Origin of the sequence: Streptomyces sp. NPDC048420 (genome assembly GCF_040651535.1) — a bacterium.
In the GTDB taxonomy this organism is placed as follows: Bacteria; Actinomycetota; Actinomycetes; order Streptomycetales; family Streptomycetaceae; genus Streptomyces.
This window is the reverse complement of the sequence record NZ_JBEZKG010000005.1, coordinates 136,520-149,268: the sequence shown is the minus strand read 5'-3', so window position 1 is coordinate 149,268 and position 12,749 is coordinate 136,520. Positions and strand designations below refer to the sequence as shown.

Here is a 12,749-nt window from a genome sequence, read left to right as displayed (position 1 = left end):
ACGCGCTCTACGGCCGCAGGGCCCGCAGAAGGAGGTCGGCCAGATGGTCGGCCACCTCCTGGGGGCCCATCGGACCGTCCGGGCGGTACCAGGTCGAGAGGTGGTGCACGGAGCCGAAGTGGTAGTCCACCACCAGGTCGGCCGGGGTGGCCTTCGAGAAGACACCCGACTCCTGGCCCTCCTCGACCAGCGCGCGGAAGCGCTCGTGGTACTTCCGCCGCTCGGCGCGCACCTGCTTGTTCTTCTCGGGGCTCAGGTGGTGCATCGAACGGAAGAAGATCGACGCGTCGTCGAGGTTCTCGATCGTCGTCACCACGACGTCCGCGGCCACGGCCCGAAGGCGCTTCTCGATCGGCTCGCCGGTGTTCGCGAGCACGTCGAGGCGCTCCTGCTGGACGCGCAGCACGCGCGCGTACACCTCGTGCAGGAGGTCGTCCTTGGAGCCGAAGTAGTGGTACAGCGCCCCCTTGGTGACGCCGGCCGCCTCGACGATCTCCTGCACGGAGGTGCGGTCGTAGCCCTGCTCGGCGAAGAGCCGGGTGGCGGCGGCCAGCAGCCGCTGCGGGACGGGCGTACCGTCTCCGTCCGTCGTCCTGGGCACTGTGCCGCCACCTGCCTTCCTAGAGGTCATTCACTGCCTTGCGGTTGGGAACGCAGTTCCCGACGGAGGATCTTCCCACTTGCCGTCTTGGGCAAGTCGGGCAGGATCTCCACCTGCCGCGGGTATTTGTAGGCGGCCAGTCTCTCCTTGCAGTACGCGGCGAGCGCATCGGGGTCGGTTTCGGCACCCGGACGGAGGCTGATGTACGCCTTGACGGTCTCCCCGCGGTACCCGTCCGGCACCCCGACGACGGCCGCCTCCCGCACCGCCGGATGCGTGTACAGCACGTCCTCGACCTCGCGCGGCCACACCTTGAAGCCGGACGCGTTGATCATGTCCTTCTTGCGGTCCACGACGTACAGCCAGCCCTGCGGGTCCATGAACCCGATGTCACCCGTGCGGAGCTCCCCGTCCGGGAAGGTCTCGGCGGTCGCTTCGGGTCGGCGCCAGTAGCCGGGCACGACCTGCGGCCCGCGGACGACGATCTCGCCCTGCTCCCCGAAGGGCACCTCGGCGCCCTGTTCGTCGACGATCCGTACGACCGTCTCGGGCCCCGGCACGCCCACCGCGAGCGTCCCGGACACCGGGTCGACGGGCGCCTCCCGCTGGGGCGGCACGGACGCACAGGGCGCGGTGCACTCCGTCAGCCCGTAGCCGTTGCGGATGTACGGCCCGAAGCCGGCCCGGAACTTCTCCACCAGGGCGGGCGGCAGCGGTGCCCCGCCGGAGGAGATGTTGACGAAGGAGGAGAAGTGCTCGCGCGTGACGTCCGGGTGGGCGGCCAGTGCCATGAACGCGGTCGAGGGGCCGACGGTGTAGTGCGGCCGGTGCTCGGCGAAGGCCTCCAGGACCACGCCCGCCTCGAAGCGGTACGTCAGCACGAGCGTGCCCACGCTGTTCAGACACGCCCCGAGCTGGCAGACCATCCCGGTGATGTGGAACAGCGGCGCCAGCGCGTAGTACACGGGTGCCTCGGGCAGTGGGAGCCCGGTCCGCTGCCGCTCGGCGTTGTACATGATGTTGCCGTGCGTGTTGGTGGCGCCCTTGGGCGTGCCGCTGGTGCCGGAGGTGTAGCTGATCAGCGCGATGTCGTCCGGCCCGGGTTCCCGGCCTTCGGGCGCCTTGTGCCCCGCACGCGCGACGGCCGTAAGGTCCTCGGCGTCGGAGGCCTCCGGAGACCGCTCGAAGGTGAGCACGCGCGCGTCCCCGCGGGTCTGGAAGTCCAACTCACACCCGGTGAGGACGATCTTCACCGGCGACTCCGCCGCCGTATCGCGCAGATACGACTCCCAGGCCCGGTCGGAACAGATCAGCGCGGCCACCTCGCCGTCCCGCAGGACGTGCCCGACCTCCCCCGCCTTGTACATGGGGTTGACCGGTACGACGGTCGCGCCCGCCTTCCAGGCGCCCAGCAACGCGAGCACGAAGTGCGGGGAGTTCTGGAGCAGGATCGCCACCCGGTCCCCGCGCTCCAGTCCGCGCGCGACGAGGCGCCCGGCGACGGAGTCGCTCAGCTCGTCCACCTCGCGATAGCTGAGCCGTCCGTCGAAGTAGGCGAGGAAGGGCCGTTCCGGCGCCTTGGCGACGGCCCGCCGCAGGGCGTGCACAAGGGAGTCGGCGGGCTCGATCGGACCACGCTGGGCCTCGCTGAGCAGCGCCACCCAGGGCTTGGCCGCGTAACCGGATTCCGTCACCGTGCGTCCTCCCACTTCTGCTGGATGTGGTTCATCCCGGCCAGCCACCGATCGGGCTGGGCGGCCCGCGCCTGGTAGTACTCGGCGACCTCCGGGTGCGGCAGGATCAGGAACCGATCCTCCTCCATCCCCCGGAACAACGCCTCGGCCACATCCTCCGGCTCCACGGCGGTCGGCTTGAGCACCAGGTCCCCCGCGCTCCCGGTGGCGGCGAGCATGTCGGTCCGCACGCCCTGCGGACAGATCGCGTGCACCTTGATCCCCCGGTGCCGGTACGTCAGCGACAGGTACTCGGCGAAGGCGAGCGCGCCGTGCTTGGTGACGGCGTAGGGAGCGGCCCCGATCATGGTGAGCAACCCCGCGGCGGAAACGGTCGACACGAACCGCCCACTCCCCCGCTCCAGCCACCCCGGAAGCAACGCGTGCGCGGCCCGGACGTGCGCCATGACGTTCACGTCCCAGGAGGTGGCCCAGGCACTCTCGTCGAGCGAGTCGCCCCCGAAGGCGACCCCGGCGTTGGCGCAGTAGACGTCGACGACGCCGTGCAGGGCGTCACGGGCCTCGGAGACGACGGCCGAGGCATCCCCGGCGACCGCGATCCCCCCGATCTCCTCGGCGACGGCCTTGGCCCGCCCGGCATCAAGGTCGTTGACAACGACCCGAGCCCCCTCGGCGGCAAACCGCCGGGCCAGCGCAGCCCCGATGCCACCTCCCGCCCCGGTAACAACCACTCCGGCGTCGTGCAGGGCTTCCACCATCGGTCTCCTTCGACTGCGGCTCGACTGCGGGCCCAGACTAACCGGTCGGTATGTGTGGAAGGAAGGGGTCCTTTGGCCCACTCAGGGGCGCGGGGAACTGCGCGACCAGCCACAGACAACCGCGAGCTTCCCCACAACCCGCGGGAGCAATACCGTGCACAACATGCGCCTATCCAGACGAGCCCTCCTCGCAGCGACAACGGCAGCAGCTTCACTCACCTCCGCCCCACCGACCTCCGCCGCCCAGCCCAGCCGCAGGCGAACCGGTTTCGAGAACCTGGCCGCCTCCGGCTACGAACAGCTCCGCGGCCACCGAGTCGGAATCGTCACCAACCCCACCGGCATCACCCGAGACGTCCACCACATCGTCGACGTGATGCACACCGACCCCCGCGTGAACCTCACCGCAGTCTTCGGCCCGGAACACGGCTTCCGAGGCACCGCGCAAGCGGGAGGCTCGGAGGGCCGCTACGACGACCCCGCAACAGGCCTCCCCGTCTACGACACCTACCTGAAGAGCGGCCAGGCCCTCGCCGACATCTTCACCACCTCCGCCGTGGACACCATCGTCTTCGACATCCAGGACGTCGGCGCCCGCTTCTACACGTACATCTGGACCCTGTACGACTGCATGGAGGCGGCCCAGCTCGCCGGCAAGCGCTTCGTCGTCCTGGACCGTCCGAACCCGGTGACCGGCCGCCAGGCCCAGGGCCCGGTCCTGCACAGGGAGTTCGCGACCTTTGTCGGCAGGCAGCCCATCTCCCAGGCACACGGAATGACCGTCGCCGAGCTGGCCCGTCTCTTCAACGGCGAGTACCTCACCGCCCCGGTCCCGCTGTACACCGTCCTCATGACGGGCTGGCGGCGCTCGGAGTTCTACGACGCCTGGGACCTCCCCTGGGTCCCGCCGAGCCCGAACATGCCGACCCCCGACACGGCACTCGTGTACTCCGGCACGTGTCTCTTCGAGGGCACCAACCTCTCCGAGGGCCGCGGCACCACGCGCCCCTTCGAACTGCTCGGCGCCGAGGGCATCGACGGCCGCTGGGCCGCCGCCGCGAACGAACTGGAGCTGCCCGGCGTGCACTTCAGGGAGGCGTACTTCGCCCCCACGTTCTCCAAGTTCCAGGGCAAGACCATCGGCGGCGTGCAGATCCACGTCCACGACAAGGCCGCGTATGACCCGGTCCGCACCGGCATCGCCCTGCTCGTGACCGCCAAGAAGGCCTGGTCCGGCTTCACTTGGCGCTCCGACAACTGGATCGACAAGCTCACCGGCTCCACCCGGGTGCGCACGATGATCGACGCCGGTGCGAGCACCGACGAGGTCGTGGCCGGCTGGCGGGAGGAGCTGACGGCGTTCCGGCGGATTCGAAAGAATTACCTCCTCTACAGATGAGCCATGACGTATGGCCAAGTTCGCCCGGTAGTAGGACGATGCGCACCACTACGGGGGACGAGGGGGCCCGTCATGACGGATCCGGCGATGAGTGTGACGCCGTACTGGGAGCTGACGTTCGACGCGGACGGAGATCCGGACACCGGACGGCGGGACCGGCTGCTCGCGGAGGTGGTGCGCCGCGGGGTCAAGGACCTGGTCGTCTTCTCGCACGGCTGGAACAGCGACCGTTCGGGGGCGACCCGGCTCTACAGCCGCTTCTTCGAGCCGTTCCCGGAGCTCGCGCCCGCGGCGAAGCTCGGGTACGTGGGGGTCGTATGGCCTTCGATGCGGTTCTCGGACGAGCCGATCCCGGACTTCCCGCGCTCGGTGGCCGCCGAGATGCCGCCGCGTCCGGCGCTCGACAAGGACACCCGGCACGCGCTCCTGGAGACCTTCCCCGGACGGGCCACGGTGATCGACCAGTTGGCCCGGCTGCTGGACCAGCAGCCGCGGGAGGAAGCCGAGTTGGAGGAGTTCGGGCGGCTGGTGCGGCTGCTGGTGGACGTGGTGCCGCCGGGGCCGCAGGCGTTGTTCGCGGCGGACACCCTCGCCGAGGGCGTGCCGCAGGACGAGCCGGAGATCCTCGCCGAGTCCGCGGCGACGGTGTGCGAGGAGTTCGCGCAGGCGCTGGCGCACCTCGAATCCCCCGGCCGGGCCGAGGGGTTCGCGATCCCCAACCCCTGGGACGGGGCACACGAACTGCTGCGGCAGGGGACGTACTACGCGATGAAGCGGCGCGCGGGGACCGTCGGTGAGCGTGGGCTCGGCCGGGTCGTCGGACAGCTCGCCGCGGCGGCGCCCGGGGTGCGGGTGCATCTCGTGGGGCACAGCTTCGGGGCACGGCTGGTGTCGTTCGCGCTGCGCGGTCTTCCGGAGGGTGTACGGACGGTCAAGTCCGTCACTCTGCTCCAAGGGGCCTTCTCCCACTACGCGTTCACGAACCGGCTGCCGCACGACCCGCGCGCGGGAGGTGTGCTCCAGGGGCAGCAGAACCGGGTGGACGGGCCGCTCGTGTGCTGTCACTCCAGCCATGACTCGGCGCTCGGCACCCTGTATCCGCTGGCCTCGCGCATGGCGGGTGACGCCCAGGGCGTGGCGGCCTTCGACATCGGCCGGACGCTGGGCCCCAAGTGGGGCGCGATGGGGCACGACGGGGTGCAGGCCGTGCCGGGCACGACATCCCTGAAGCTCGCCGAGGCCCTCAAGAAGCTTCCCGCGAAAGGCTGCGTGAACGTCGACGCGGCGGCCGTCGTCAAGCGCGGTGGACCGCCCTCGGGCGCCCACAGCGACATCTGCCACCGCGAGCTGGCCCAGCTGGTGCTGGCGGCGGGCCGCATCCACTGACCCGCCGCCGTTGTCAGCTCACCTGTGCGAGGTGAACTCCACCACCTGCTGGAAGGTCGGACGGTTCTGCCAGCTGATGTTGTAGTGCTTGATACCGCCGAGGGTGCGCTGGACGATCGAGTCGGCGCACCACTGGTCGCCCGCCGAGCACAGGTCGTCGCCCGGGTAGACCTGGGCCGCGGTCTTGCCGGACGCGGTCTTCAGGGTGCTGATCAGGGTGTCCCGGCAGGCGCTGAGGCTGCCGCCGCCGCAGTACTTGTTCGCCAGCGGCCCCTGTACGGTCTCACCGAGCACCGCGCGGATGTCCTTGTCGACATAGCTCCACCAGCCGAACTGGAAGGAGCTGCCCGCGTGGGCGCCGGTCGGGCCGTGGGCCGCGGACGGGGACTCGTCGATGGCCAGGTTGCGGGTGAAGGCGGTGTACAGGTCGCTGCCGAGGCCGGGCGAGAACTCCGCCTGCACCAGCAGCGGCCACCACGCGTCCAGGATGCGGATCGCGTCGGCGTCGGCGTACGTCTTCGAGCCCGCCGAGGTCTCGGTGCGCTTGCCGCCGGCGGTCACCCACGCCTGGAGTTTGCTGACCGCCGCCGCGGCCGTGGAGTCGGTGACCGTGGAGCTGTTGACCACCTTCAGCAGGTCGGGGAGCACGTCCTCGGCGCGCAGGTCGGTCAGGGACGCGTCGGCCATGGCCTTGACCAGCGAGGCCCGGGTGACCCCGCCCGCGGCGACCAGCTTCTTCACCCGGTCCTCGAGCAGGTTGCCGCGATGGACGGACCCGTCGCCCCAGGAGGCCGTCGAGTAGTCGAGCGCCTGTTTGTTGTTCCAGGAGATGTAGTAGTCCTGGTCGATCGAGTTGGGGTGGGCGGAGGCCGCGGTGTAGTCGGCGGTGTTGGTGGTCGGGTTCCAGTTCCTCCAGTCGTACGCCGCCTGCGCCCACACCGGGAACTCGGCGTCCACGCCACTGGCCCGCACCGGGTTGTCGCCGCTGTTGTAGTACGCGGTGTGCGCGGAGTCGGCGTAGAACCAGTTGAAGGTGTAGTTGATGTGCTGCACCGCGCTCTGGAAGGTCTGCGGGCTCTTGACGTAGTCCGGGTCGTTCAGCATCTGGAAGCCGATGATCGAGTCGGCCTCGTGCATGTAGGAGGAGCGCAGGGTGGTGTAGGCGACCTTCTTGCCGCCGACGGTCGCGCGGTATTCGACGGGGCCGTACTTCGTCTTCCAGACCCTCATCGTGTACGACCCCGCGGCGGTGCCGTCGGCCGTGGTCGGGGCCCAGGAGTTCTTCTGTTCGATCTTCTCCATGGCCGTGCAGGTGCCGTGGTAGAGGTAGTGGTAGTCGTCCTGGCACAGTTCGACGGCGTAGCTGTCGATGATGTCCTGGCCGGAGGTCGTGGCGGACCACGCGTAGTCCTGGCCGCGGCCGAGCTCGACGTACATGCTCAGGCCCGCGAAGGAGGCGCCGCGGGCGCTGATGCCCGGGCCCTGGATCTCCTGGAGCATGAGCAGCTGGGGAGCGAAGTACCCGGTCTGCGGGCCGAAGACGGCGACCGGGTGGCCGCCGGCGGTGTACTTCCCGCTCACCACAAGGGCGTTGGACATACCGCGCCTGGCCGAGGAGAGGGCGTTCGCGGTCGCCGTGGCGGAGGCTTCCGAGGCGCTCTGGTCGGCGCCGGTGCCCGTCGGGTCGTAGACCAGGGGCTCGGTGGTCACCGAACCGGCGTCGGGCAGCGCCTCGCCCTGCGGGGTGGCGGGCTTGGTGGCGTACGGGAAGCGCTCGCCGTTGTGGACGGTGAGGACGGCCTCGGGGTCGTTGCGCTCACGGAAGGACTCCCAGACCTCGGTGCCCTTCGTGACGCCGTACCGCTGCTGGGCGGCCAGCAGCGAGAGCGCGTTGTTGACCTCGCCGCCGCCTCCGGAACCGAAGAGGGCGCCGATGACGGAGGCCAGCGCGACCAGGTCGGTGATCTTGAAGTGGTCGATGGTGCCGGCGTTGGTGACGGAGTCCTTGTGGCCGGTCAGGACGTACTCACCGGGGAAGTTGCGAGCGCTGTCGGAGGCGTCGATGTAGGCGTTGATGCCGGCTATGTAGGCGTTGGCGTCGGCGAGGGCCGTCTGGCCGCGGGTGCCGGCGTTCGCTACGGCGTTGTCGATCTGGGCCTGCAACTCGGCCTCGGTGTAGGGCGCGTTGCGCCAGAACTGCTGCTCCAGGCCCTGGTTGGCGGGGTCGCCGCCCGCGAAGGCGGTGAGCTGGCCGCGGCCGACGTGCCGGAAGACGTCCATCAGCCACAGCCGGTCCTGGGCGGCCGCATAGCCCGCCCCGAACTCCGTGCCATACCTGGTGGTACCGGTGATGTGCGGTACGCCCGTCTTCTTGTCACGGACGATCGTCACGTCGCTGCGGCCGGCCGGGTTCAGGGTGGAGGCGACTTGATCGGATGCGACCCCGAAGGACGCGTCGTTGAAGAACGTGTTGATCGTGGAGTTGGTGAGCGTGGGGTAGCCCTTGGCCAGGTTGGCGTAGGGGCCGAGCTGGTCCTCGGCGTGGTCGGGCTGGGTGCCGAAGGACTGGTTGAGGAGGATCTGCGCGAGGGTCGCGTTGCCGTTCTCACCGGGCGGCAGGATGTCGGAGCACTGGCCGCCGCAGTAGTCGTTGGAGGCCGCCGCCGTGGCGGTCGTCTGGGCGAGCGGGGACAAAAGGCCCGCAACCAGGACGCATACGGAGGCCGACTTCAGGAACCCGGAGAGCCTGCCGGGAGTTGTCAGTCTGTCAAGAAGGGTGCGCGAGGTACGCCGTGGCATGGCAGCTCCAACCGACGGGGGGTGTGCCGGGACGTTACCGCCGGTATCCCCGGGTTTGAAGATGAACATGCGTCAAGTTTTGGCAGGGGTGCAGGTGCTTATGGGGGGCATCGGAAATCGGATGGAGCCAAATCGCTTGTCGATACGTCTATTCGGCAACGTCGTGCGAAGTCCGTGCGACGACGCCGAAGTGACCGAAGTACAGGTGCAGGTGTGACGGAGGTGCAGGGCGATGGCCGGTTTCCGGAGTCTGGCGAGACAGGTGCGAGACCCGCGGTGCGATCTGGCGCTTCGGCGCTACTCGCTGCGCAAGTGCCTTGAGCGATTCGCTCCTTATGGACACAGGGCGACCTGGGACCACTTGTGCTCCCAGGCGGGTTTCGGTCCCGAGGACCGCTCCCCCGACCCAGCGCGGCTCGTGGCCGCACTGGAGGAGTTGGAGGAGGCGCGTTCGGTCTGGCTGGCCTACGAGGGCGAGTTCGCCGAGCGACGCAAGAAGGAGAAGCACGACGGGTTGCGCAGGCCGGGCAGTGTGGACGACTGGCACCGGCTGACCTGGGGCGGCTTCGGAGTCGCGTGGTGCGACGACCCCCGGGTCCACCCCGATGAACCGCTGGCCGAGGTGCTGCGCCGGCTGATCTCCGCGCTGGAGCGCGAGCCGGGAGCGGTGTGCCCGGCCTGCGACGGGGAGCGGCTCGTCTGGAAGTACGAACTGGACCACGAACCCTCGACAGGTCCGGTCTGCACGGAGTGCGGGATCCTGGTACCGCGGCCCGTGCTCACACCCGAGGCCCTGGCGGACGCCAGGCGCGGACGGTTGCTGGTGTCGGCCTAGAGCGGCCCAGAGCGAAGGTGCGCGCCGGGGGTGCGCCGGGGATGCCGTACCCCCTTTTGTCCGGGTTGATCGCCGGGATTTTCGTACGGGTCGCTCTTCGGGGTTGCTCTTCGAGGGTAATCCTCGGGGTTAATCATCGGGGTTGAACTGTCAGTGCCGGCTGGCACCATCGAGGAATGGTGCAGGTGTGTCTGAACGGCCCGCGCGGGGCCGCCGAGGGGACGGCGGTGCCGCTGACACCGCGGGCCATGGCCGACTCGGCGGCGGAGGCCGTCGCGGCCGGGGCCACGGATGTCCATGTCCACCCCAAGACCCCTTGCGGACAGGACAGTCTGTCGCCGCGCGTGATCGCCGCGACGCTCGATGCGATACGCGCCCGGGTTCCGGTTCCGGTCGGTGTGACCACCGGTGCCTGGGCGGAACCGGATGCGGCGGCCCGGCTCGCCCGGGTCCGGAGCTGGACCGTGCTGCCCGACCACGCCTCGGTGAACTGGCACGAGCCGGGTGCCGAGGAGGTGGCCGCCGCGTTGCTCGACCTCGGAGTCGGGGTGGAGGCCGGGATCTGGTCGGGGACGGACGCGGCGGAGCGGTTCGCGGTGTCGCCGCTCGGGCCGAAGGTGCTGCGGGTGCTGGCGGAGGTGACGGACACGGACGCGGCGACGGCGGAGGAGTCAGCGAGGGCCCTGCTGTCCGACCTGGGCCCGGCCCACGGCCGCCCCGTGCTGCTGCACGGTGAGGACGGCGGCGCGTGGCCGGTGCTGCGGCTGGCCGGGCGGCTGGGCCTCGCGACCCGGGTCGGCCTGGAGGACACGCTGGTCCTGCCGGACGGTCAACGGGCCCTGTCCAACGCACAGTTGGTGGCCGAGGCGCTGGTCGAGTACGGGTGGGCCCAGCGATCGTCGTAGGGCAGGGCCAGGAGTTCGGTGCGTATCGCGAGGTGCGGTCGCCTGGGCGCACAGCCGCTCGGGGGCGTGGCGGGACAGCCAGGTCCGCAGGTCGGACGCGGCGGCCTCCTCACCGTATCGGCACTGGAGCGCGGGACGGAGCCGCAGGATTCGACCGTCTCCACGATCCAGTACGGCGGCTTCGGCGCCGTGAGGACGTCCTGTCACCCGGCGAGCCGGACACCTCGGAGGTCTACATCCGCAGCCCGTCCGTCACCTCGCCCCGCGTCCGCCGTTCCTCCGGTCCCCGCCCCGTTCCGCCAGCAGGCGCGACCCCGTCAGGCGGTCGCCGAAGACGTCGTCCGGGTTGGAGAGCACACAGGTGTCGAGGGAGAGGCAGCCACAGCCGATGCAGTCGGTGAGGTGGTCGCGCAGGCGGTTCAACTGCTTGATGCGTTCGTCGAGTTCGGAGCGCCAGGCCTCGGAGAGGCGGGCCCAGTCCTCACGGGTGGGGGTGCGCTCCTCGGGGAGTTCGGAGAGGGCGTCGCGGATCGTGGCCAGCGGGATGCCGACACGTTGCGCGGCCCGTACGAACGCGACCCGGCGCAGTGCGTCACGGGAGTAGCGGCGCTGGTTGCCCGTGGTGCGGCGGCTGCTGATCAGGCCCTTGGACTCGTAGAAGTGCAGGGCGGAGACGGCGGCGCCGCTGCGGGCGGCGAGCTGGCCGACCGTGAGCTCGTGGATCTTCTCGGGAATCTGGGGCACCCCTCGAACCCTACCCATGCCGTCCGCCGCGGCCGGTGGGACCCGTCACTCCGCCGTCCGTTGACAGGGGCTTTCCGGCCGACCATGCTAAGCAGTTGCTTAGACATGATGTGGCGAGGAGGACGGGACATGGCAGAGCCGAGGATCTTCACGGGAGCCGACGACCTGAAGGCGGCGGTGGGCGAGCAGCTGGGGTACACCGACTGGCTGGAGGTCGACCAGAAGCGCATCGACCTGTTCGCGGACGCCACCGGTGACCACCAGTGGATCCATGTCGACCCGGAGAAGGCCGCGGCGGGTCCTTTCGGCACGACCATCGCGCACGGCTATCTCACGCTGTCCCTGCTGCCGCTCTTCGGACCGCAGCTGATCAAGGTCGAGGGTGTGAAGATGGGCGTCAACTACGGGACGAACAAGGTGCGTTTCCCCGCACCTGTCCCCGTGGGCTCGCGTCTGCGGGCCACCGCCACGATCACCGGCGTGGACGACGTGGCGGGCGGCGTCCAGGTCACCGTCGCCTTCAGCGTGGAGCGCGAGGGCGGGGACAAACCGGTGTGCGTGGCGGAGTCGGTGTCCCGGTACTACCTGTAGTACGACCTGGAGGCGGCTACTTCGCCCCCACCATCCGCAGGACGAGGTCGGCGTCGAGCGCGCCGACCTCGTCGGGGGTCCAGGGGCCGCCGACGTTGAACCAGCGGGCCACGTCGATGCAGAGGGACATGACGGCGAGGGTGGTGCCCTTGACGTCCAGCACGTCGAACTCGCCGGAGGCCACGCCGTCCTCGATGATCCCGCGCACCTCGGCGTCGCACTGGCGGCGCAGGTCGAGGATCTCGGCGCGGGCGTCGGGGCCGAGGGAGTCCAGTTCGTACTGGACGACCCGGGCGGTGGTACGGCCGCCCGCGTGCCAGCGGACGAAGGAGCTCACGGCGTCCGCGAGCCGCTCGCTCGCGGTGCCCTCGCGGCGGGCGGCGACCTGGAGGATATCCAGGGCCTTCGCGTGCCCGATCCGGCTGATGCGGTGGAGCAGCTCTTCCTTGGTCTTGTAGTGGATGTAGAGCGCGGCCGGGCTCATGCCGGCCCGGCCCGCGATGTCGCGGGTCGTGGTGGCGTGGTAGCCCCGCTCGGCGAACGCCTCCACCGCGGCAACGAGCAGCCGCCGCGCCGCGTCGGGCGTGACCTCGCCCCACGCCGACGTCTCGCCGCCGGCCGTCTCCTCCGCCGTACTCATCGAACGCCCCTCTCCACTGTCAGAAGCACCACCATACCGCCGAACCTGAGCGAGCGCTTAGCCTCCCCGCTCAGGTTGCATGCGGGCCCGGGTCGGTACCACCCGCAAAGGGACACCCGGGAGAGCCACCCCGACGAGGGCAAGACCAACGCGACGAAGCGGGGCCCGGCGACGGTCCGCTGACGCGGGTGGGGCCGAGAGGCTGGGTACGAGGAAGGAGCTGAGGGGCTGGGTGCGCGGACGGATCGGGAGGATAGGTGCTCGGGCGCGGGCGCGGCGAGAGTCGGCTGACGCGGGTGGGGCCAAGAAGCTGGGCGCGCGGACGGGCCGGGAGGGCGGGTGCGCGGGCCCGGCGAGAATCCGCGACGCGGGTGGGGCCAAGAAGCTGGGCGCGCGG

Annotated in this window: 11 protein-coding genes; 5 read left to right on the top strand and 6 right to left on the bottom strand. The window is 70.3% G+C overall.

Annotation, left to right across the window (positions count from 1 at the left end; translation table 11 throughout):
* Positions 1–7 precede the first annotated feature (7 nt).
* Genes AB0D34_RS10320 through AB0D34_RS10310 form a run of 3 tightly spaced genes read right to left on the bottom strand, consistent with a single transcriptional unit; the run spans position 8 to position 3,053 of the window.
* The gene (locus AB0D34_RS10320) at positions 8–601 is read right to left on the bottom strand and encodes a TetR/AcrR family transcriptional regulator (protein ID WP_362659414.1); all 594 of its coding nucleotides are present in this window, start codon (positions 599–601) and stop codon (positions 8–10) included.
* Between the two features lie 26 nt (positions 602–627).
* Positions 628–2,295 (bottom strand): AMP-binding protein, encoded by a 1,668-nt coding sequence (locus tag AB0D34_RS10315; RefSeq protein WP_362659411.1) that lies wholly within the window; start codon positions 2,293–2,295, stop codon positions 628–630.
* Positions 2,292–3,053 carry an SDR family oxidoreductase gene (locus tag AB0D34_RS10310; RefSeq protein WP_362659408.1) on the bottom strand — a complete coding sequence of 254 codons (762 nt, stop codon included), beginning with the start codon at positions 3,051–3,053 and terminating at the stop codon, positions 2,292–2,294. Before AB0D34_RS10310 ends, AB0D34_RS10315 begins: the two co-directional genes overlap by 4 nt.
* A gap of 163 nt (positions 3,054–3,216) precedes the next feature.
* On the opposite strand from AB0D34_RS10310, the gene AB0D34_RS10305 reads away from it, so the two are divergent.
* Together AB0D34_RS10305 and AB0D34_RS10300 are read left to right on the top strand one after the other, a co-directional pair.
* Positions 3,217–4,452: a DUF1343 domain-containing protein gene (locus AB0D34_RS10305; RefSeq protein WP_362659405.1), complete on the top strand. Its 1,236-nt coding sequence runs from the start codon at positions 3,217–3,219 to the stop codon at positions 4,450–4,452.
* A 72-nt stretch (positions 4,453–4,524) separates the two neighbouring features.
* Entirely contained in the window at positions 4,525–5,838 is a 1,314-nt protein-coding gene (locus AB0D34_RS10300; protein WP_362659402.1) for a serine-threonine protein kinase, read from the top strand.
* 18 nt (positions 5,839–5,856) lie between these two features.
* Here AB0D34_RS10300 and AB0D34_RS10295 read toward each other — a convergent pair whose 3' ends face one another.
* A complete protein-coding gene (locus tag AB0D34_RS10295; protein WP_362659399.1) occupies positions 5,857–8,637 on the bottom strand; it encodes a penicillin acylase family protein in 2,781 nt (926 codons plus the stop codon).
* Between the two features lie 232 nt (positions 8,638–8,869).
* Here AB0D34_RS10295 and AB0D34_RS10290 point away from each other — a divergent pair, with 232 nt between their 5' ends.
* Positions 8,870–9,472, top strand: coding sequence for a hypothetical protein (locus AB0D34_RS10290; protein WP_362659396.1), 603 nt, complete (start codon positions 8,870–8,872; stop codon positions 9,470–9,472).
* Between the two features lie 176 nt (positions 9,473–9,648).
* Positions 9,649–10,377 carry a 3-keto-5-aminohexanoate cleavage protein gene (locus AB0D34_RS10285; protein WP_362659393.1) on the top strand — a complete coding sequence of 243 codons (729 nt, stop codon included), beginning with the start codon at positions 9,649–9,651 and terminating at the stop codon, positions 10,375–10,377.
* A 252-nt stretch (positions 10,378–10,629) separates the two neighbouring features.
* Here the strand turns inward: AB0D34_RS10285 and soxR are convergent, their stop codons facing one another.
* A complete protein-coding gene (soxR, locus tag AB0D34_RS10280; protein WP_362659391.1) occupies positions 10,630–11,121 on the bottom strand; it encodes a redox-sensitive transcriptional activator SoxR in 492 nt (163 codons plus the stop codon).
* A 129-nt stretch (positions 11,122–11,250) separates the two neighbouring features.
* Between soxR and AB0D34_RS10275 the strand changes: the two genes are divergently transcribed.
* Complete coding sequence (locus AB0D34_RS10275) at positions 11,251–11,712, top strand: MaoC family dehydratase (RefSeq protein ID WP_362659388.1); 462 nt, start codon at positions 11,251–11,253, stop codon at positions 11,710–11,712.
* Positions 11,713–11,728: 16 nt separating this feature from the next.
* Here the strand turns inward: AB0D34_RS10275 and AB0D34_RS10270 are convergent, their stop codons facing one another.
* Positions 11,729–12,352 (bottom strand): TetR/AcrR family transcriptional regulator, encoded by a 624-nt coding sequence (locus tag AB0D34_RS10270; protein ID WP_362659385.1) that lies wholly within the window; start codon positions 12,350–12,352, stop codon positions 11,729–11,731.
* Positions 12,353–12,749 lie beyond the last annotated feature (397 nt).